This window comes from Amycolatopsis sp. NBC_00438 (assembly GCF_036026695.1).
In the GTDB taxonomy this organism is placed as follows: domain Bacteria; phylum Actinomycetota; class Actinomycetes; order Mycobacteriales; family Pseudonocardiaceae; genus Amycolatopsis.
Map to the genome: position 1 here is coordinate 9,556,337 of NZ_CP107923.1, position 19,768 is coordinate 9,576,104.

The following is a 19,768-nucleotide window of genomic DNA, read 5'->3' on the forward strand; positions in this document are numbered from 1 at the left end:
CGGCCACCACTGGGACGTCTGCGCAAACATGCGGTGACTATAACCGAGCGGGTCTACCGTCGTAACCATGTTCGTCGTACTGCTGACCTACACCGCCCCGATCGAAGAAGTCGACCTGGCGCTGCCGGACCACGTGGCGTGGCTGGAGGCGCAGTACGAGCGCGGCCTCTTCCTCGCGTCCGGGGCGCGGAAGCCGCGCGTCGGCGGCGTGATCATCACGCGGCCGATGTCGCAGGGGAAGCTCGACGCGATCCTGGCGAGCGACCCCTTCGCGGTGCGGCACCTCGCGAAGTACGAGGTCATCCCGTTCTCGCCGACCAAGACCGCGCCGGAGCTGCGGGACCTCAACGAGGCCATCTCGCACTGAGTCCTCGGAGAGCGCTGAGTCCCCGGAGAGCACTGAGGCCCCGGAGCGTCAGGCCGCGAGGTCGAGCTTCGCCTTCGCCTTCTTGAGCGCCAGCACCGGGCACTTCTTGCAGCGCGGCTTGGACCGGCAGCACTTCTTCTTGACCTTGCCGGCTTTCATCAGCTTGCGCACGACCTTGTGCGGGTCGTCCGGTGGCTTCTTGCCCACGCGTGAGCTCCTCGGATCGGCGACGCTGTCCGGCTCTCCAGATTAGGAGAGCCTAACCGATCTTGGGGCGTGGGGCTCCTCACAATGGGGGTGCAGGTATCCTTGGTGAGGTCCGCGTGTGACCAGAGCCGGTCACAGGATGCCGAACGGGCTTACGCGGCCACCCACACCTTTGAAGTTCAGGAGTCTTCGCGTGCCCGCAGCCAGCGCTACCGTCGAAACCGGCCGGTCGACCGGTAAGACCCGGCCCGACCTGCGCAACGTCGCGATCGTCGCCCACGTCGACCACGGCAAGACCACGCTGGTCGACGCCATGCTCCGGCAGTCGGGCGCCTTCGCCGAGCGCGCCGAGCTCGTCGACCGGGTCATGGACTCCGGTGAGCTGGAGCGCGAAAAGGGCATCACCATCCTGGCGAAGAACACCTCGATCCACCGCCAGACGCCCGAGGGTTCGGTGACCATCAACGTCATCGACACCCCCGGCCACGCCGACTTCGGCGGTGAGGTCGAGCGCGGCCTGGCGATGGTCGACGGCGTGGTCCTGCTGGTCGACGCCAGCGAGGGCCCGCTCCCGCAGACCCGCTTCGTGCTCCGCAAGACCCTCGAGGCCAAGCTGCCGGTGATCCTGCTGGTCAACAAGGTCGACCGGCCGGACGCGCGGATCGCGGAGGTCGTCGAAGAGACCCACGACCTGCTGCTGGATCTGGCCGGCGACATCGAGGACGCCGATCTCGACGCCATCCTCGACCTCCCGGTCGTCTACGCCTCCGCGCGCGCCGGCAAGGCGAGCCTGGCGCAGCCGGAGGACGGCGGCCTGCCCGACAGCGAGAACCTCGACCCGCTGTTCGAGACGCTGATGCGCCACGTCCCGCCGCCCGCCGCGGACCTGGACGCGCCGCTGCAGGCCCTGGTCACGAACCTCGACGCGTCGAACTTCCTCGGCCGCATCGCGCTCATCCGCATCCACGCCGGCCGGCTCCGCAAGGGCCAGACCGTGGCCTGGATGCGCGAAGACGGCACCGTGCAGAACGTCCGGATCTCCGAGCTGCTGGTCACCGAGGCGCTCACCCGCGTCCCGGCGACCGAGGCCAGCGCGGGCGAACTGGTTGCCATCGCCGGAATCCCGGAGATCACCATCGGCGACACCCTCGCCGACTCCGAGAGCCCGGTGGCGCTGCCCCGGATCACCGTCGACGAGCCCGCCATCTCGATGACCATCGGCGTCAACACCTCGCCGCTGGCCGGGCGCAACGGCGGCGACAAGGTCACCGCGCGGCTGGTCAAGGCCCGCCTCGACGTCGAGCTGATCGGCAACGTCTCGATCCGCGTGCTGCCGACCGAGCGCCCCGACACCTGGGAGGTGCAGGGCCGTGGCGAGCTGGCGCTGGCCATCCTGGTCGAGCAGATGCGGCGTGAGGGCTTCGAGCTGACCGTCGGCAAGCCGCAGGTCGTGCTCCGCACGATCGACGGCAAGCTGCACGAACCGTTCGAGCGCCTCTACATCGACTCGCCGGAAGAGCACCTCGGCGCGATCACGCAGCTCCTGGCGTCCCGCAAGGGCCGCATGGAGGACATGAGCGGCAACGGCACCGGCCGGATCAAGCTGGTCTACGTGCTCCCGTCGCGCGGCCTGATCAGCTTCCGCACCGACTTCCTCACCGAGACCCGCGGCACCGGCATCGCGAACCACGTGTTCGAGGGCTACTTCCCGTGGGCGGGCGAGATCCGCACCCGCCACAGCGGGTCCCTGGTCGCCGACCGGACCGGCCCGGTCACCGCGTACGCGATGATCCAGCTGGCCGACCGCGGCACGTTCTTCGTCGAGCCGGGCGCCGACGTCTACGAGGGCATGGTCGTGGGCGAGAACCCGCGCTTCGAGGACCTCGACATCAACATCACCAAGGAGAAGAAGCTGACGAACATGCGTCAGTCCTCCGCCGACGTGATGGAGACGCTGGCCCGGCCGCGCAAGATGGGCCTGGAAGAGGCCCTGGAGTTCTGCTCGGTCGACGAGTGCGTCGAGGTGGCCCCGGAGGTCGTGCGCGTCCGCAAGGTCACGCTGGACATCAACACCCGGGCCAAGGAGCGTTCGCGCGCCAAGAGCCGCGACAACGTCTGATCCGACAACGCGAAAAGGGCCTCCCGGCGATCGGCCGGGAGGCCCTTTTCGCGTCCGCAGGTGACCCTGTGTCGGAAATACCCCGCCCCAGCGTCACCGAATTCGCGTACCTTCTCCTTATATCTTTATAGGCGGACCGCCTGGTGTTCACCTCCGCCCGGCGCCGTCCCGTGTCCGGGCCGTGTTCGTTCCGCCGTTCCGGAACGGTCCGGGAACCCGGACGGTGCTCCGCGCGTCCTTTTCCATAGCGCCACGATGGGGCGCCGGACCCGGCCGATCCGGGTATGGGAATCTCGGTTCCGGCGGCGGAGGTGGTCATGGGAGCATGGCTGCCCCGATCGGCGAGAATCCGGAAGGAACAGGGCGTGCGGGTGAATCGCAAGGCGGGGCCGGTACTGGCACTCGCGGCCGTGGTGCTCGCCGCCTGTTCGAACACCCCGCCACCCCCGGTGGTGTCGACGTCGGTGGCGCCGGTCTCGACCACCGGCAAGACCCCGTCGCAGATCGTCGTCGGCGTCGACGACGTGCTCGGCGGGTACAACCCGCACAACCTCGCGGACTCCTCGCAGGTGACCTCGGCGCTCTCGCAGCTGCTGCTGCCCTCGGTGTTCCGCCAGAAGGACGACGGCGCCACCCTGCTCGACAAGAACCTGATGAAGTCCGCCGAGGTGCTCTCGCAGCAGCCGTTCGTCGTGGCCTACGACATCCGGCCGGACGCGTCCTGGTCCGACGGCGCGCCGATCGCCGCCGAGGACTTCGACTACCTGCGCACCCAGATGCGCGACCAGCCCGGCGTGATCGGCCCGGCCGGCTACCGGCAGATCACCGACCTGCAGTCCCGCGAAGGCGGCAAGCGCGTCGAGGTCACCTTCGCCAAGCCGTACCCCGGCTGGCAGACGCTGTTCTCGGACCTGCTGCCCGCCCACCTGCTCAAGGACGCCCCCGACGGCTGGCGCGGCGCCCTGGCCTCGAACTTCCCGGCCATCGCCGGCCCGTTCTCGATCAAGAGCCTCGACACCGCCCGCGGCGAGGTGATCCTCGAGCGCAACGAGCGCTACTGGGAGAAGCCCGCGGCGATCGACCGGATCGTGCTGCGCCGGTCGGACCAGAGCACCCTGCTGGCCGCGCTGCGCAGCGGCAACGACCAGTTCGCGCTGGCCCGGACCACCGGGGACGAACTCAAGCTGCTCGGCGAGCTCGGCTCGGCCGTCCAGCTCCACACCGTGGCCCGGCCGCTCGTCGCCGACGTGCTGCTGCGGCCGGTCAGCGCCACGCTGCAGGACGCGCAGGTCCGGGCCGGGGTCGCCGCCCTGCTCGACCGCCCCAAGCTGATCACCGAGGGTGTCAACGGCGGGCCGTCGGCGACGCTGCACGCCGACGCCCAGGTCAAGGCGCCGTCGGTGGCCGGGTACACCGCGACGATCCCGCCCGGCCCGCCGACCGCGCCGGACGTCGCGAAGGCCGAGGAGTCGCTGAAGGCGGCCGGCTACACCAAGACGGCGGGCACCTGGCGCAAGAACGGCAAGGCGCTGTCGCTGGTCGTGGCCTCGCCCGGCACCCAGGAGCCGTACGCGTCGATCGCCAAGGAGCTCACCGGCGAGCTGACCGCGCAGGGCATCGAGGTCAACGCGATCACGCCGCAGCCGCGGGACCTGTTCAGCGGCCTGCTCGCGATGCCGGTGGTCAGCGGGGTCCAGCAGCCGGCCGGGGACTCGGCGGGCAACGTCGGGATCGACATCGCGGTCGTGCCGCAGGCGGTCGGCGGCGACACGGCATCGGTGCTCGCGTCGACCTTCGGCTGCCGGCTCGAGCAGACCGCTTCGGGGAGGGACACGGCAAAACCGGTCGTTCCGGGCAATTCGGCGGGCTTCTGCGACCCGGCCCTGCAGCCCTCGATCGACGCCGCGCTGTCGGGCGCCACGCCGATCGCCGAGGCCCTGACCACCCTTGAGCCTGAACTTTGGCGTCAGAACGTGGTGATCCCGCTGTTCCAGATGGCTGACACCCTGGCGATCGGATCGGGTATCTCGGGCGTCACGCCGGGTCCCCCCATGGTGGGCCCGTTCGGGTCCGCCGTGAACTGGACTCGCGGCCCGAAGTAATCACTCGGCTACGCATTCAGTACTACCGAGTGATCTTCACCGACGCCTTCGGGTGGCAGCCATTGATTCCATGAGGTAACCGTCGTATTTCTGGATGTCCACTGGAAGTCACCCTTTGGTCACGATCGACCCTGAACTGGTGACTGTCGGTGCTTTTCCTTTCTAGCGTGCACCCGCAGTGCGCCAGTTGAGTGTCGCTTGGCGTGTCGTAGGCTCCGGCACCAAACCGGAGCGGTGTGGGTCCTTGTCACAATTCAAGGGCTCAGTGCTAGGAGGGCACACTTCATGAGGAGAACCAAAGCAGTCTCCGCCTTGTCGCTCGTCGCAGCGGGCACGCTGCTGCTGAGCGCCTGCAGCGGCGGCGATTCGGGTTCGGGCAGCACGGACCAGAACGGGTCGTCGACCGACGTCAAGTCGATGGCTGTCGGCAAAGCCGAGACGGGTGACTCGTTCAAGCTCGCCGACGTCAAGGGCTGGGACGGCACCGTCACGGTCGGGATCGACGACGGGTACTCGGGGTACAACAACAACACCCCGGACACCAACAGCTCGTACAACACGTACATCTTGACGGCCGTGCTCGAAGACTCCTTCGTCCTCGACGGCAACAACAAGGTGCTGCTCAACAACGACATGTTCGACTCGGTCGACGTGACCTCCAAGGACCCGCAGGTCGTCACGTACAAGATCAAGCCGAACATCAAGTGGTCCGACAACGCGGCCTTCGACTGCCACGACCTGTACCTGAACTGGCTCTCGCAGAGCGGCCAGGCCAAGGGCTCGGACGGCAAGAACCCGTTCAACGCGGCGTCGACCACCGGCTACGACAAGATCAAGACCGCCACCTGCAAGGACAACCTGACCTTCGAGACGGACTACAGCGAGCCGTACCTCGACTACAAGGGCCTGTTCAGCGGCGTCTCGATCCTGCCGGCGCACATCCTCGAGAAGCAGACCGGCATCGCGGACATCACCAAGCTGGCCCCGACCGGTGACCCGGCCCAGCTGTCCAAGGCCGGCGACTTCTGGACGAACAAGTGGAAGGGCTTCGACAAGGCGCTCATGCCGGCCTCCGGCCCGTACATGATCGACGCGTTCGACGCCAACCAGAAGGCCGTCACCCTCGTCAAGAACCCGGCTTGGGCCGGCGGCAAGGGCGGCCCGGCCAAGATCATCGTCCGCGCCATGGAAGACACCAAGGCCATGGCGACCGCGCTGCAGAACGGTGAGATCGACGTCGCGGCGTCGACCCAGCCGGACGCCACCGCGGCCCAGACGATGAAGGGCCTCTCGGCGCAGGGTGTCACCTACGGGTCGGCCGCACAGCTGACCTACGAGCACCTCGACCTGCAGTTCAACCGCATCTTCAAGGACGACGCGCTCCGCAAGGCGTTCTTCGAGTCGGTCGACCGCAAGGCCATCACCGACAAGCTGCTCAAGGAAGTCCAGGCCGACGCGGCCCCGCTGAACTCGATCGTGTTCTTCCAGGGTGAAGAGGGCTACACCGACCTGTACGGCAGCAAGGCCGGGCTGGGTGCCGAGGCAGCGGCGAAGACGCTGACCGACGCCGGCTGGGCGAAGGGTGCCGACGGCATCTTCGCCAAGGGTGGCGTGCGCGCTTCGTTCAAGATCACGCACAACCAGAACGCGCGCCGCAGCCAGACCGTCGAGATCATCATCTCGCAGGCCAAGGCGGCCGGTATCGAGGTCAAGGACGAGACCGACGCCAACTTCCTCAAGGGTGGCCGCGTCTCGACCGGTGACTACGACATCGCCCTCTTCGGCTGGTCGTCGGCGCCGTTCAAGTCGCAGTCGCGCTCGATCTACGTCTGCCCGACCAACGGTGGTGACCAGAACTACCAGAACCTCTGCGACCCGAAGATCGACGAGGCGTTCACCGCCGCCGTGAAGGCGACCGACGAGCAGAGCAAGCTGCAGAACTACCAGGCCGCGGACAAGGCGATCGCCGACAAGTACGCGACCATGCCGCTGTTCCAGACGCCGTCCATGTGGGCGTTCAAGGGCATCGACCGGGTGTACATGCAGTCGTACAACGGTGTGCTGTGGAACGCCGGCGAGTGGGAGAAGAAGTAACGGGGCTAGCGCCCTGACGCTTCTTTCCCCTCGCTCCAGATGACCTGGGAGGTACCGGGGCCCGGCCACGAGCCGGGCCCCGGTACCCACCGGAAGTAGCTGTTGACCGTAGGGTTACCACCACTACGGTAGACAACCGGGTAGCGGTCCAGCGCACTTCTGACGACCAGGCCCGGATGAGGAGCAGTTCGTTGAACCTGGTGATCTACATCCTTCGCCGTCTGGCGATATCGATTCCCGTCCTCCTGGTCGGGACCTTTTTGTCGTTCGTGATGGTCGCCGCCACCGGTGACCCGCTGGGCGAGATCCGCAACAACCCGCTGATGAGCAAGGACGCGATCGACGCGCTCTCCCACAAGCTGGGGCTGGACCAGGGCGTCATCCCGCGCTACTTCACGTGGCTCGGGCACTTCCTGTCCGGTGACTGGGGCACCTCGATCGCGCAGGGCAACGCCCTCGCGCCGGTCGCGCCCAAGGTCACGGCCGCGTTCGCCGTCACGCTCAAGCTGGTCGTCGGCGCCGAGATCCTCGCGCTGATCATCGGCATCATCGTCGGTGTGCTGGCCGCGGTGAAGCAGTACTCGATCATCGACTACATCGCGACCACCCTGGCCTTCCTGCTCTTCTCGATGCCGATCTTCTGCGTCGCGATCGTGCTGAAGCGCTACGCGATCGAGATCAACGGCTGGGTGCGGGACCTGGGCCTGTCCGACGTCCTCGGCAATCCCTGGCTGCGCACGATCAGCCCGGAGCAGCTGAAGACCGACGGCGTCGGGGACTTCATAACCAGTACGGTCGGCGCGTACCTGCTGCCGACCCTCTCGATCATGGCGATCAGCTTCGCCGCGTACAGCCGCTTCCAGCGGGCTTCGATGCTCGAGGTCATGAGCTCGGACTACGTGCGCACCGCGCGCGCCAAGGGCCTGGGGAACGGCCGGGTCATCTTCCGGCACGCGTTCCGCAACGCCCTGATCCCCGTGACGACGCTGTTCTCGGTGAACTTCGGCTCGGTGCTCGCCGGGGCGATCATCACCGAAACGGTCTTCAACTGGCACGGCATGGGCACGCTGCTGGTGGAAGCCGTCACGAAAAACGACACCCAGGTGCTGATGGGCTGGCTCGTGGTCATCGCCACCAGCGTGGTCGTCGCCAACCTGATCGCCGACCTGATGTACGGCATCCTGGACCCGAGGATTCGCGTTGGCTGACTTGAACTCACTTCTCGCGAGCGAAACCGCGACCGCCGACGGCACGCTGCCGCCGGAGGCCCTGCCCGAGCCGCGGAGCCAGGGCAAGCTCGTCCTGCGCAAGTTCCTGCACCACAAGCTGGCGATGGCCTCGACCGCGGTGCTGGTGCTGATCATCCTGCTCAGCATCCTGATGCCGATCTTCTGGCCGCACAGCTACGAGGACAGCTCCTTCCCGTCCTTCGCGAAGCCGAACGGGGACTTCCCGCTGGGCACCACGCAGGTCGGCAAGGACATGGTGTCGCAGATCCTGCGCGGTACCCAGTTCTCGCTGCTGATCGCGCTCACGGTGTCGGTCCTGTCGACCTTCGTCGGCGTCGTCCTCGGCGCCCTGGCGGGCTACCTGCGCAGCTTCACCGACTCGGCGATCTCACGCGTGACGGACCTGTTCCTGATCATCCCGCAGATCGCCGCGGCGGCCATCCTCGCCAAGGTGTTCGGCGGCGGTGCCTGGTACATCGTGGCGCTGGTGCTGGCGGCCTTCGGCTGGATGCAGGTCGCCCGGATCACCCGGGCCGAGGCGATGTCGCTGTCGCAGCGGGAGTTCGTCGACGCCGCTCGCGCTTCGGGCGCCGGCACGTTCCGGATCATCTTCAAGCACCTGGTGCCGAACATGGTCGGCAGCATCACGGTCAACGCCACCCTCGCGGTCGCGCAGGCCGTGCTGGCGGAAGCCGCGCTGTCGTTCATCGGCCTCGGTGTCCAGCTGCCGGACACCTCGCTCGGCCGCGTCATCCTGGAGAACTACGCCCAGCTGCAGACGCGGCCGGCGCTGTTCTTCGGGCCGTTCATCGTGCTCGTGCTGATTTCACTGACGATCAACTTCATCGGTGACGGTCTTCGCGACGCCTTCGACCCGCGTCAGCGGAGAATGAAGGCCTGACCACGCGCCGCGGGGGTGACCGGGATTCCGGTCACCCCCGCGGCCGTTTGCCGCGAGAACCGCCGGACCTGGGGGTTTCGGATGAATCTCGTGGTGTACGTGGTCCGCAGGCTGCTCGTCTCGATCCCGGTCCTGCTGGTCGGCACGTTCCTCTGCTTCGTCATGGTCGCGAACACGGGCGACCCGCTCGGGGAGCTCCGGAGCAAACCCGGCATCAGCGCGCAGGCGATCGCCGACACCGAGCACCGGCTCGGTCTGGACCAGCCCGTCTTCGCGCGGTACTTCACCTGGCTCGGCCACTTCCTGTCCGGCGACTGGGGCATCTCCGTCGCGCAGGGCAACGCGCTCCAGCCGGTGGCGCCGAAGGTGCTGGCGGCGTTCCGGGTGACGCTCGAACTGGTGCTCGCGGCGTCGGTGCTGGCCCTGGTCCTCGGGGTGCTGGTGGGTGTGCTCGCCGCCGTCAAGCAGTACTCCCTCTGGGACTACATCGCGACGACGCTGGCGTTCCTGATGTTCTCGATGCCGATCTTCTGCGTCGCCATCGTGCTCAAGGGCTACGCGATCCGCGCCAACATCTGGGTCCGCGACCTCGGGCTGGCGGACGTCCTCGGGGACCCGTGGCTGCGCACGACGAGCCCGGAGAGCCTCTCGGCGACCGGCGTCGGCGACGCGCTCGCGAAGTACGTCGGCGCGTTCCTGCTGCCGACACTGTCCATCATGGCCATCACGTTCGCCGCCTACAGCCGCTTCCAGCGCGCGTCGATGCTGGAGGTGCTGGACGCCGACTACGTGCGCACAGCGCGCGCCAAGGGCGCCACGAACACCCGCGTGATCTGGCGGCACGCGTTCCGCAACGCGCTGATCCCGTGATGACGCTGTTCTCGGTCAACTTCGGCGCCACGGTGACCGGCGCGATCATCACGGAGACGGTCTTCACCTGGCACGGCATGGGCATCCTCGACCCCCGCATCCGGGTCGGCTGACACCCGGGGCCCACGCAGTGGAAGCAGAGTGAGAGCGAACCCGGGCCCCAGGAACGTCGAAGGCCGCCACCCGAGCCGGGTGGCGGCCTTCGACGTGTCTACGGGAGCGTCAGTCGGCGACCGGCGCCAGCCGGCCCGCTTCCCAGGCCGCGCGGCGCTCGGCCTGCAGCACCGGGTCGGCGACCGGGGCCGCCGACAGCAGGCGCCGGGTGTACTCCTGCTGGGGCGAGTGCAGCACCTGGTCGCGGGTGCCGACCTCGACCAGCTTGCCGTACTGCATCACCGCGACGCGGTCGGCCAGCAGGTCGACCACGGCGAGGTCGTGGCTGATGAACAGGCACGCGAACTGCAGCGACTGCTGCAGGTCGAGGAACAGGTCCAGGACACGGGCCTGCACCGACACGTCCAGCGCCGAGGTCGGCTCGTCGGCGATCAGCAGCGCCGGGTCGAGCGACAGCGCGCGGGCGATCGCGACGCGCTGGCGCTGGCCGCCCGAGAGCTCGTGCGGGTAGCGGTTCATGTAGTGCCCGCCCAGCTCGACCTTGTCGAGCAGCGAGCGCACGCGGGCCGAGAGCTCCTTGCCGGCCAGCACCTTGTGCAGCACCATCGGCTCGGCGATCGACTCGCCGATCGTCATCTTCGGGTCCAACGTGGACGCCGGGTCCTGGAACACGATCGAGAAGAACCGGCGAAGCGGGCGGATTTCCTTCGCGGACATCGTGGTGATGTCCTTGCCCGCGATCGCGATCGTGCCCTGGGTGGCCCGGAGCAGGCCCACGGCGCAGCGGCCGACGGTCGACTTCCCGGAGCCGGACTCGCCGACCAGGCCGACGATCTCGCCCTTGGCGATGGTCAGCGAGACGTCGTCCACCGCGCGGTTCTTGCCCTGGCCGCGGCGGCCCGGGTACTCGAGGACGAGGTTCTTGATCTCCAGGGCCGGTGCGGCCTCTTCGATCACGGCTTCCAGCTCGGCGTCGGCCAGCCGGATGTCCTCGGCGATCTTGGCCGCCTCGGTGCTGTCGGCGTCGATCCCGGTGTCGAGCAGGCGGCGCCCCTCGGGGCGCTGGCCGAGGACCGGCACCGCGGCGAGCAGCCGCCGGGTGTAGTCCTCCTTGGGCGAGGCGAACAGTTCGCGCACCGGCGCCTCTTCGACGATCTCGCCCTGGTACATCACGATGACGCGGTCGGCCATGTCGGCGACGACGCCCATGTCGTGCGTGATCAGCACGATCGCGGTGTCGAGGGTGTCGCGCAGCTTGCGCAGCAGGCCGAGGATCTCCGCCTGCACGGTGACGTCGAGCGCGGTGGTCGGCTCGTCGGCGATGATGACCTTCGGGTCGCAGGCGATCGCCATGGCGATGACGACGCGCTGGCGCAGGCCGCCCGAGAGCTGGTGCGGGTACTGCTTGAACCGCTGCGCCGGGTTCGGGATGCCGACCAGGTCGATCAGCTCGACCGCGCGCTTGTCGGCGGCGGCCTTCGAGATGTCCTGGTGCGAACGCAGGGCCTCGCGCAGCTGCCAGCCGATCGTGTAGACCGGGTTCAGCGCCGTCATCGGCTCCTGGAAGATCATCGCGACCTGGTTGCCGCGGATCTTCTGCATGTCCTTTTCCTTGAGCTCCGCCAGGTTGCGTTCGCCCAGGCGGAGCTCGCCGGCGATGCGGCTGGTCTTGGGCAGCAGGCCCAGCACCGACATCGACGTGACGGACTTGCCGGACCCGGACTCACCGACGACGGCGACGATCTCGCCGGGCTTGACGTCGAACCCGATGCCCTTGACCGCGTCGACGACGCCGTCTTCGGTCGGGAACGAGACGCTCAGGTCGGAGATGGACAGAACGGATCCCGACACGTCGGCGACGTTCGCCGAAGTTGCTTCAGTGCTCACCAAGATGCCCTTCGTGGGGGTACAGACCATCGCGACGCGGCGGTCGCGACTCGCGCGAGGATAACCGAGGGTGTCCCCGACTAAGGTCGGAGCACGGGAATTACGCTCAACCCGTGATCTCTCCGGTACCGCGAAGGCTGCTGCTCGTCCACGCCCATCCCGACGACGAGAGCATCACCACCGGCGCCACGATCGCACGATACGCCGCCGAAGGCGCCGAGGTGACCGTGGTGACCTGCACGCTCGGTGAGGAAGGCGAGATCGTCCGCGAGCTGCCGGAGCTGGCCGGGCTGGGGGCCTGGGCCGCCGACCAGCTCGGCGGTTACCGCGTCGGCGAGCTGACGGCCGCGTGCGCCGCGCTGGGGGTGTCGCGACATCGTTACCTGGGCGGGATCGGCCGGTGGCGCGATTCGGGCATGGCGGGCACGGCGGCGGCGTCCCACCCGCGGGCGTTCGCCGGTGGCGCCCTCGAAGAGCAGGCCGCGCAGCTGGCGGAAATCCTCGACGAGGTCCGGCCGCAGGTCGTCGTCACCTACGACGCGTTCGGCGGGTACGGCCACCCCGACCACATCCGCGCCCACGAGATCACCATGGCCGCCGCGCCGCGGGCGTCGTCGGTCGCGCGGGTGTTCCACACGGTCGCTTCGCGTGACGCCGTCCGCGCCGGCCTGGCGGAGCTGCGCGCGGACGGGACGTCCCTCTTCCCGGTGCCGCCGGACGCCGAGCTGCCGGTGACCCCGGACGAAGAGATCACGACGGTCCTCGACGTCGCCGCGCACCTGCCGTCGAAGCTCGCGGCACTGCGCGCGCACGCGACGCAGCTGACCGTGGTCGAGGGCGCCGTCCCGCACTTCGCGCTGACCAACGAGCTGGCCCAGCCGATCCCGGCACACGACTACTTCGTGCTGGCCCACGGCCCGGCCGAGGGCGCGGCCGGCGACCTGTTCGGTGGACTGTGACCACGCCGGACCGGTTGACCGGGCCCCAGATCGCCTTCCTGCTCCTGCTCGCCTTCGACACCGTGCTGCTGGGCGTGCTGGAGCTGTTCTTCCTGCCGCTGCGGCTCGGCGTGCTGCCGCTGCCGGTGACGGTGCTGGTCGGCGCGGTGACGACCCCGTGGCTGGTGTCGGCCACGGCCAAGCTGGTGCGGCCGTCTCTTTCGTGGGTACCCCTCGTCGTGTGGGTGCTCGTCGTGTTCGGGTTCGGCATGCTGGGTCCGGGCGGCGACCTGGTGCTGATCCAGGACTGGCGGGCGCTGCTGCTGCTCGGTGCGAGCGCGCTTCCCGGCGCGATGGTGCTCGGCGGTGGGCTGGGACGGGCGGCGGGAAGGAAACCGGGACGTGGCTGAGGCGATTTCCGACAAGCAGGTCGTGGCGGTGCTGCGGCCGTTCGTCCGGGCGTGCGGCCCGATGCTGGACGCGCTGCGCGAGTCCGACCCGTTCGGGCTGCAGGCGCGTGACCGGCGGGAGCAGGACGACCTCGCCGAGGTCGAGTCCGGGCTCAAGGCGAAACTGATCCACGGGCTGACGTCGGTGAAGGTCCCCGGCACGGCCGCGTGGGGCCGGATGACCGGCTACGACCGCTCGAGCTGGTGGATGAACCGCGTGGGCCGCTTCACGGCGCTGCTGACGTCGATCCCCGGCCTGGGCGGCGCGCTGGCCGACCGGCTCCCGGTGCAGGACACACTCGGCGCGGCGTCCCAGGGGCTGCTGTTGTGCGCGATCGCCGGCGAGTACGGCGTCACCGACGTCGGCACGCGCGTCCGGCTGATCGCGTCGGTGCTGTTCGAGCGCGACATCGATCCCGACCTCGCGGCGGGCAAGCATCCGGAACACGACGAAGCCGCCGAGGCCGAGGAAGCCGCGAGGCTGACCGAAGAGCTGACGGCGTCGGAGAAGAAACACGGCAAGGCGACGATCAAGGCCGCCGCCGGGACGCTGTGGCGCCTCGGCCGCGGCCTGATCGGCATCACGGGAGAGCTGGAGAAGCGGCCGCGGGGCAACCTCGTGCACCGCGCGCTGGGCATGCTCCCGGTCGTCGGCGCGGCGGGCGACTACCTCGGCGAGCGCTCCGGGCTGAAGGAGGTCTGGAAGCGGGCGCACACCTGGCTGACGGAACAGGCGCCCGCCCGCTGACCCGGCGCGTCAGTTCCAGAAGCGGAAGACGCTGGCGCCCGCGCGGGCGCCTTCTTCGAAGCCGCCCAGGTTGTTGTAGATCCAGAACGCGCCGTCCCACAGGGCCGTGCTCGCCGGGGTGAAGAACCAGAGGATCGCGAACAGGATGATCGGGGCCCACGGGCGCACCTGGGCGCCGAACGCGCGGGCCTGCGGCGGCAGGTACGGCTCGATCGCGCCCCAGCCGTCGAGGCCGGGGATCGGGAGGATGTTCAGGATGAACGTCAGGACCTGCAGCAGCGCCAGGTAGGACATCGCGACGACCAGGCCGCCCGCCATCGGCACCAGCGCCACCACGAGCGTCAGCGCCGCGCCGACCGCGAGGTTGCTCAGCGGCCCCGCCAGCGAGACCCACGACGACGTCCCGCGCGAGCGCAGCGCGCCCCGGTTGATCCAGACCGCGCCGCCCGGCAGCGGGATGCCGCCGATGATGAGGAAGATCAACGGCAGGACGATCGACAGGACCGGATCGGTGTACTTCCGGACGTCCAGCGTCAGGTAACCCTTATGAGCGACACTCGCGTCACCGCCCCGGTAGGCGACCATCGCGTGGCCGAACTCGTGCAGCGACAGCGAGGCCACCCAGCCGGCGGCGACGAAGATCACGACGCCGGCGATGAGGAGTGGATCGCGGTCACCGACCAGAACGGTGGTCACGTCGCCGAAGGCGGCCATCACGCCACCGGCGACGGTGAGGGCGAGGATGCCGAGGAAGACCGGGCTGGGGCGCGTCGCTGACTTCTGCACGCTTCCAGTCTTCCGTATGCCCGGTGTGAAGTTACCGGCGTGTCCCCTTGCGCGATCGGGCCGAAGGGTCCCCCGAACTCGCTACTCCGCTTGACCTGACCGCACTACACGGGTGTAATCACAGTGATGTCATTCGTCGTCGAGGGGACGGCGAGTGTCGTTTCACCACCGCCAGCCTGGGGAGTGCTAGGGAGCGAGGAGGCGGACGTGCGGTTGGAAGCCGATGGTAAGGAATGGGGGCACGTCATGAGTTGGGGCGAGATCCCGGAGCAGGCTCTGGGAGATCTCACCGAGCTCATCGATGCCACCGAGGAAGAGCAGGACTGGCAAGAACGCGCTCTGTGCGCGCAGACGGACCCGGAGGCGTTCTTCCCCGAGAAGGGCGGCTCCACCCGCGAAGCCAAGCGGATCTGCCTGGGTTGCGAGGTCAAGGACGAGTGCCTTGAGTACGCGCTGGCCAAGGACGAACGCTTCGGCATCTGGGGCGGTCTGTCCGAGCGGGAGCGCCGGAAGCTGAAGAAACGCGCAGTTTGAGGGGAGATCACCGGTGATGCGTGGCGTCACCGGTGATTCCACGTGGTGAACACGCGGCGTGGGTTCACCATCGGGTGACGGACCGGGGCCGTAGGGTGGCCGCACCGATCCATCGCCTGATCTGGAGCGTTTGTTGCCCCGCACCGCCGCGCCGCCCGCCCTGCGCACCGCGCCCGTTCTGGCCATTGTGGTCTGTCACAACGGCGAAAACTGGCTGCCGCTGGCGCTTTCTTCGTTGCGCCGCAGCACTCTCCGGCCCCGGCACGTGCTCGCCGTGGACACCGGATCCACCGACGCGACCCCGCGTCTGCTGGCCGAAGCGGCCGACCCCGGCAGTGATCCCGACGCGACGCCGGTGCTCTCCGGGATCATCACGCTTTCGAGTGAAACCGGCTTCGCCGCCGCGGTGGCGGAAGCCGTCGAGCACGCCACCGAGCGCTGGGGCGACCCGGGCGCGTGGCTCTGGCTGCTGCACGACGACTGCGCGCCCGAACCCGACTGCCTCGACGAACTCCTGAAAGTCGCGACGGCGCAACCGTCCGCGACCGTGCTGGGCGCGCTCGGGCTCGATTGGACGGACCCGCGGCTGATCGTCGAAGCCGGCCTGTCGACCGACGCGTCCGGGCACCGGCAGCAGGTCGCCGCGACCGGCGACGACCCGGCCGAGGTGCTCGCCGTGCCCAGCGCGGGCTCGCTCGTGCGCCGCGACGCGTGGGACGCCCTCGGCGGGTTCGACCCGGATTTCCCGTTGCTGCGCGAAGATCTCGACTTCGGCTGGCGCGCGAACGCGGCCGGTGGGCTGGTCCTGTCGGTCCCGGCCGCGCGGGTGCGGCACGCGCGCGCCGTCACCACCGGGCAGCGGCCCGCCGACGCCGTGCCCACGTCGCTCGCGGCCGCGAACCGCGCCCACGGGCTGCGGGTGTTCCTGGTGAACTGCTCGACGTTTTCCTTCTGGCTGGGGATGATCCGGCTCCCGCTGCTCTCGGTGCTGCGCGCGCTGGCCTTCGTCCTGCTGCGCCGCACCGGCGAGGCGCGGGCGGAGTTCGCGGCCGCCGCGTACCTCCTCCGTGGACGCGGCGGATTGCGTGCCGCCCGGGCGCACCGGCGGCGGAATCCGCGGCCCGGCACGGTTCGCGGTCTCTTCACCGGACGCGGGACGCGGCTGCGCAACGCCGTCCGCGCCGGGGTCGTCGGCCTCGTGCGCCGCGGCGTGGAGAACGACGTCGCGCTCGGGACGGTCCCCGAAACCGTCGAAACCGAGTCCGCGTGGGTGACGCCGGAAGCGCTCGACGCGCGCGAGAACCGTCCGGTCGGGCCGGACGCGCTGCCCGCCGGCGCGCTGCGCGGGGTCAGCTCACGCGGGTCGGGGCTGCGGCGGCCGGGCACGCTCGTCGCCGTCACGCTGCCGGAAACCGTGGCGCCGGAACCGGAAACCACGGAAACTTCGGAAGCCACCGATCTCGCTGAAGAAGCTGCTCCGGCGCCCGAGCCCGAGATCGTCTTCGTCGAGGTGAACCGCCGTCGTGTGCTCGGCGCGACGATCTTCGCGCCGCCGGTGGTGCTCCTGGTCGTGATGACGGCGCTGGGGCTGTTCGTCAACCGCGCCCGGCTCGGGCTCGACCTGTTCGGGGGCAAGCTGCTCCCGGTCGGCGGCCTCGGTGAGCTCTGGACGTCGTACCTCACGCCGTGGCACGCGATCGCGGGCGGCACCGGCGCGCCCGCCTCGGCGACGGTCCCGGTGCTGGGCACGATCGGCGCGGTGTTCGCGCCGATCGGCGGCCCGGCCGCGCTCGTCGCCGTCCTGCTGCTCGGGGACATCCCGCTCGCGGCGCTGAGCGCGTACGTGGCGACCCGGCGGCTTCGCGTGCGCCGGTGGGTTCGCGCGGTCGTCGCCGCGACGTACGCGCTGCTGCCGGCCGCCACGGCGGCGGTGGCGCAGGGCCGGCTCGACGTCGTCGTGGTGCACCTGGTGCTGCCGCTCGTCGCGGCGGGCATCGCCGGGCTGCTGGTCCGCGCGGACACCCGGTGGCTGCACGTGTCGGCGCTCTCGGCGTTCGGCGTCGCGCTGCTCGGCGCGTTCTCGCCGCTGGCGCACGGGCTCGCGCTCGCCGGGCTGCTGATCGGGTTCGTGGTGCTGCCGGCGCCGACCGGGCTGGCGCGGCGGATCGCGTCGGTCGGGATCGTCGTGCTGCTGCCGCTGGCGCTGCTGCTGCCGTGGCCGACGGTGCTGCTGAAACACCCGGAACTGCTCGTCCAGGGCTTGGGCGGCGCGGCGTCGCCGGTGTCCGGCACGGACCTGGCCGGGCTCGCCCCGGGCGGGCCCGGCGCGTGGCCGATCGGCGTCGCGGTGATCGCGGCGGCGCTGGTGGCGCTCGTCGTCCGGCCGACGAAGCTCGCCGCGGGCGGGCTCGCGCTGGGGGTCCTGGGCGCCGGTGGCCTGGTGCTGGTCCGGCTCGTCACGGCGACCCCGATGCAGGGCGGCGCGGCGGCGCACGGTTACGCGGGGGTGCCGCTGCTGATCGTCGGCGCGGGGCTGCTGTGGGTCGTGCTCGGTTCGTGGCAGCGCGGCGGTTCGGCCGGGGTGCCGTCGACGTGGCTGCCGAAGGTGTCCGCGATCGCCGGTGTCGTGGTGTTCCTCGCGCTGGCCGCCGGCGCGGTGGTCGTCGGCGGGCAGGGACCCCTTCGCGCCGGCGAGCGTCCTTCACTGGCGCCGGAGGTGACGGCGGAGCTGGGCGCGTCCGGCCGGTCGGTGCTCGACCTCACGCCCGACGCGACCCGCCAGACCGGCGGCCGCCTGCCCCACTACGGCGACGACGACCTGGCACCCACGCCCGGCACCCCGGCCCGGCTCGCGACGTGGCGCCGCGACCTCGGCCAGGGCGACGCGGCGGCGGTCCAGCGGACGTTCGCGGCGGCGGCGGCCGCGGGCGTGGAGTACGTGGTGCTCCCGCCGGGCGCCGACCCGCGGGCGTACCCACCGCTGGCGAAGGACATGGTGTCGGTGGCGGCCCCGACCTCCGACGGCCGTGGCGTGCTCCGCCTGTTGTCACCGGCGGGTCAGGTGATCCTGATCTCCCCGGAGCAGGCGAAGGCCGCGGTCACGGGCGGCGGCGCCCCCGGGAACGCGCCGGGCGTGGCCCCGGTGCAAGCGGGCCTCCCGGACGTCCGCGTCCGGGTCTCGGACGGCCCGACCGGCCGCCTGCTGGTGCTGGCGGCGGAGCAGGAAGCGGGCTGGAAGGCTTCGGTGGGCGGCAAACCGGTCCCGATCGTCCCGGCGTGGGGCCACCAGGTGGCGGTCTCGGTGCCCCCGGCGACGTCGGAGGTCACGGTGGAGTACCCGGGCACGGAACGGAACCTGCTGCTGCTGGCCCAGCTGGCGGCGGTGCTGTTCACCCTGCTGACGGCGGTCCCGGCCCGGCGCCGCCGCTGAGCCCGGGACGCCAGTCTCCCCACGCCCTGTCGGGGCGTGGGGCCGAGCGCGAGCGGACTACTCGCCTTCGATGACGTCCGGTTCCACGCCGAGGTACCCCGCCACCTGCTCCACCAGCACGTCGTGCACCAGCTCGGCCAGCTCCGACGGGTCCTTCGCCCGTGCCTCCAGCGGCCGCCGGTACAGCACGATCCGGGCGCGCGTGGGCATCCCCGTGCGATCCACCCCCGCCGGGACCAGGCGCGACAGCGGCACCGCGCCGTCGTGCAGCACGCCGTCCGCGGGCGCGTGGCCATTCTCGCGGACTTCGGGCACGTCGTCGACCGCCACGTCCAGCTTCGTCAGCTCGTGGCGCCAGCGAGCTTCTATCGGTTCCAGCGCGTCGAGCACCAGCGCGTCGAACCGCTCCGCGCGGCTCGCGGCGGCGGGCAGGGTCGCCGGATAGAGCGTCCCGCGCAGGCCCCGGCCGTGCCGGTCCCGTCGCAGGCGCCGCCGCTGTCGGTAGTCACGAGCCGTCGCCACCCCGGAAGTCTATGCGGTCGGCGCGTCTCAGCGCGTGTCGCTCCTACGTCCTTGCGGCGACGCGCTATCGTTTCCGATCGTGCGGAGCGTACGGAAGTGTTCGCGTACCGGCTGTCTCGAGCCGGCTGTGGCCACGCTGACGTATGCCTACAGCGACTCCACCGCCGTCGTCGGCCCTCTGGCCACCGCCTCCGAGCCCCACTCGTACGACCTCTGCGAAGCCCACGCGCTGCGGCTGACCGTCCCCAAGGGCTGGGAAGTCGTCCGGCACGAAGGCGCGTTCGCCGCTCCGGACCCGTCGGCCGACGAGCTGACCGCGCTGGCCGAGGCCGTGCGCGAGGCCGGCCGGTCCGACAAGCCCGCGCCGCCGGCCCCCGAGCCCGAAGGCCCCTCCGGGCGCCGCGGCCACCTCCGGGTCCTGCCCGGCCGCGCCTGAACGCGTAACCCACCTCCGGCGCCGGTAGGCTTTCC

Annotated in this window: 16 protein-coding genes and 1 pseudogene; 13 read left to right on the top strand and 4 right to left on the bottom strand. The window is 70.2% G+C overall.

Going from position 1 to position 19,768, the window contains the following annotated elements:
• The first annotated feature begins 67 nt into the window (after positions 1-67).
• Positions 68-367, top strand: coding sequence for a YciI family protein (locus OG494_RS44185; RefSeq protein WP_328449160.1), 300 nt, complete (start codon positions 68-70; stop codon positions 365-367).
• Positions 368-415: 48 nt separating this feature from the next.
• On the opposite strand, the gene OG494_RS44190 is transcribed toward OG494_RS44185, so the two are convergent.
• Positions 416-574 (bottom strand): hypothetical protein, encoded by a 159-nt coding sequence (locus tag OG494_RS44190; RefSeq protein WP_328449162.1) that lies wholly within the window; start codon positions 572-574, stop codon positions 416-418.
• 193 nt (positions 575-767) lie between these two features.
• Here OG494_RS44190 and typA point away from each other — a divergent pair, with 193 nt between their 5' ends.
• From typA to OG494_RS44220, 6 genes and pseudogenes are all read left to right on the top strand, one after another.
• On the top strand, positions 768-2,693 hold the full coding sequence (gene typA / locus OG494_RS44195) for a translational GTPase TypA (RefSeq protein WP_328449164.1): 1,926 nt from the start codon (positions 768-770) through the stop codon (positions 2,691-2,693).
• A gap of 365 nt (positions 2,694-3,058) precedes the next feature.
• A complete protein-coding gene (locus OG494_RS44200) occupies positions 3,059-4,795 on the top strand; it encodes an ABC transporter family substrate-binding protein (protein ID WP_328449166.1) in 1,737 nt (578 codons plus the stop codon).
• Positions 4,796-5,080: 285 nt separating this feature from the next.
• Entirely contained in the window at positions 5,081-6,889 is a 1,809-nt protein-coding gene (locus OG494_RS44205; protein WP_328449168.1) for an ABC transporter family substrate-binding protein, read from the top strand.
• 191 nt (positions 6,890-7,080) lie between these two features.
• Positions 7,081-8,097 carry an ABC transporter permease gene (locus OG494_RS44210; RefSeq protein ID WP_328449169.1) on the top strand — a complete coding sequence of 339 codons (1,017 nt, stop codon included), beginning with the start codon at positions 7,081-7,083 and terminating at the stop codon, positions 8,095-8,097.
• Complete coding sequence (locus OG494_RS44215) at positions 8,090-9,019, top strand: ABC transporter permease (RefSeq protein ID WP_328449170.1); 930 nt, start codon at positions 8,090-8,092, stop codon at positions 9,017-9,019. Before OG494_RS44210 ends, OG494_RS44215 begins: the two co-directional genes overlap by 8 nt.
• A gap of 81 nt (positions 9,020-9,100) precedes the next feature.
• A pseudogene (locus OG494_RS44220) lies at positions 9,101-9,999 on the top strand (ABC transporter permease); the annotation flags it as partial.
• Between the two features lie 112 nt (positions 10,000-10,111).
• Here the strand turns inward: OG494_RS44220 and OG494_RS44225 are convergent.
• Positions 10,112-11,890 carry an ABC transporter ATP-binding protein gene (locus tag OG494_RS44225; RefSeq protein WP_328449171.1) on the bottom strand — a complete coding sequence of 593 codons (1,779 nt, stop codon included), beginning with the start codon at positions 11,888-11,890 and terminating at the stop codon, positions 10,112-10,114.
• A 113-nt stretch (positions 11,891-12,003) separates the two neighbouring features.
• On the opposite strand from OG494_RS44225, the gene mshB reads away from it, so the two are divergent.
• The 3 genes from mshB to OG494_RS44240 are packed head-to-tail and all read left to right on the top strand — an operon-like array spanning position 12,004 to position 14,025.
• Entirely contained in the window at positions 12,004-12,849 is an 846-nt protein-coding gene (gene mshB / locus OG494_RS44230; RefSeq protein ID WP_328449173.1) for an N-acetyl-1-D-myo-inositol-2-amino-2-deoxy-alpha-D-glucopyranoside deacetylase, read from the top strand.
• Positions 12,846-13,238 (top strand): hypothetical protein, encoded by a 393-nt coding sequence (locus OG494_RS44235; RefSeq protein WP_328449175.1) that lies wholly within the window; start codon positions 12,846-12,848, stop codon positions 13,236-13,238. Before mshB ends, OG494_RS44235 begins: the two co-directional genes overlap by 4 nt.
• A complete protein-coding gene (locus tag OG494_RS44240) occupies positions 13,231-14,025 on the top strand; it encodes a hypothetical protein (RefSeq protein WP_328449177.1) in 795 nt (264 codons plus the stop codon). Before OG494_RS44235 ends, OG494_RS44240 begins: the two co-directional genes overlap by 8 nt.
• 9 nt (positions 14,026-14,034) lie before the next feature.
• Here OG494_RS44240 and OG494_RS44245 read toward each other — a convergent pair whose 3' ends face one another.
• Complete coding sequence (locus OG494_RS44245; protein ID WP_328459206.1) at positions 14,035-14,739, bottom strand: site-2 protease family protein; 705 nt, start codon at positions 14,737-14,739, stop codon at positions 14,035-14,037.
• Positions 14,740-15,057: 318 nt separating this feature from the next.
• Here OG494_RS44245 and OG494_RS44250 point away from each other — a divergent pair, with 318 nt between their 5' ends.
• Both OG494_RS44250 and OG494_RS44255 read left to right on the top strand, forming a co-directional pair.
• Positions 15,058-15,345, top strand: coding sequence for a WhiB family transcriptional regulator (locus OG494_RS44250; protein WP_247063648.1), 288 nt, complete (start codon positions 15,058-15,060; stop codon positions 15,343-15,345).
• A 133-nt stretch (positions 15,346-15,478) separates the two neighbouring features.
• Positions 15,479-18,775, top strand: a complete 3,297-nt coding sequence (locus OG494_RS44255) for a glycosyltransferase family 2 protein (protein ID WP_328449179.1) — start codon at positions 15,479-15,481, stop codon at positions 18,773-18,775.
• A 57-nt stretch (positions 18,776-18,832) separates the two neighbouring features.
• Here OG494_RS44255 and OG494_RS44260 read toward each other — a convergent pair whose 3' ends face one another.
• Positions 18,833-19,297 carry a metallopeptidase family protein gene (locus tag OG494_RS44260; RefSeq protein WP_328449181.1) on the bottom strand — a complete coding sequence of 155 codons (465 nt, stop codon included), beginning with the start codon at positions 19,295-19,297 and terminating at the stop codon, positions 18,833-18,835.
• 79 nt (positions 19,298-19,376) lie between these two features.
• Here OG494_RS44260 and OG494_RS44265 point away from each other — a divergent pair, with 79 nt between their 5' ends.
• The gene (locus OG494_RS44265) at positions 19,377-19,733 is read left to right on the top strand and encodes a DUF3499 domain-containing protein (RefSeq protein ID WP_328449183.1); all 357 of its coding nucleotides are present in this window, start codon (positions 19,377-19,379) and stop codon (positions 19,731-19,733) included.
• Positions 19,734-19,768: the final 35 nt, after the last annotated feature.

Excerpts from the sequence above, each read along its gene's own strand:
- OG494_RS44185 (WP_328449160.1), top strand. The coding sequence starts at position 68 with ATGTTCGTCGTACTGCTGACCTACACCGCCCCGATCGAAGAAGTCGAC.
- OG494_RS44205 (WP_328449168.1), top strand. The coding sequence starts at position 5,081 with ATGAGGAGAACCAAAGCAGTCTCCGCCTTGTCGCTCGTCGCAGCGGGC.
- OG494_RS44245 (WP_328459206.1), bottom strand. The coding sequence starts at position 14,739 with ATGGCCGCCTTCGGCGACGTGACCACCGTTCTGGTCGGTGACCGCGAT.
- OG494_RS44250 (WP_247063648.1), top strand. The coding sequence starts at position 15,058 with ATGAGTTGGGGCGAGATCCCGGAGCAGGCTCTGGGAGATCTCACCGAG.